The sequence below is a fragment of the Chromohalobacter sp. HP20-39 genome (assembly GCF_033052815.1).
Taxonomy (GTDB): Bacteria; Pseudomonadota; Gammaproteobacteria; order Pseudomonadales; family Halomonadaceae; genus Chromohalobacter.
On record NZ_JAWHTP010000121.1, the window covers coordinates 1 to 495 of the forward strand.

The window sequence follows — 495 nt, forward strand, 5'->3', positions numbered from 1 at the left end:
TGCCGCGCTGCCGCTGATTGGTTCAGACATTCAGACCCCCGAGAAAAGAAAAAGCCCGCCAGCCGGCGGGCATTTGTGTGCTGCTGATGAATTACCAGACAACCGCGTTCACGGCTGCCAGCGTCTTTGCGGCTCGCACGGCCGCTTTCTGCGTTTGCAAGCGCTGGAAGGCCGTCCAGCCTTGCGCCAGCATTGCCGCGTACAGTCCTTTGAGATCCTCCAACGTGAAGGGAACCTGCGTGTTATCCGATGCGACCCAGTAGAAGCCGTCCGGAACCGCGCCGACAATCGCATAGCCCTGCTGCGCCTTGATCAGGACGATTTGGCTGTCGGTGTCGGCCTGGAACGTCTTTTTCACGCCGGCCGCCGTGGTGAAGGTCACGGGCTGGGTGATTGCGCTCGAGTACGCGGCTTCAAGCAATGCAATCTGCTGTGCCTGCGCCTGCCCCACGGTGAGCGGTGGATTCTGTATTGCTGCAGCCTCATCGTCGGTGA

The 495-nt window shown here is 60.8% G+C and carries 1 protein-coding gene; it reads right to left on the reverse strand.

Annotated features, from left to right (window positions below):
• Positions 1-91 precede the first annotated feature (91 nt).
• On the reverse strand, positions 92-495 hold a 404-nt coding region (locus RVY79_RS17240), incomplete at its 5' end, for a DUF4376 domain-containing protein (RefSeq protein ID WP_317465698.1).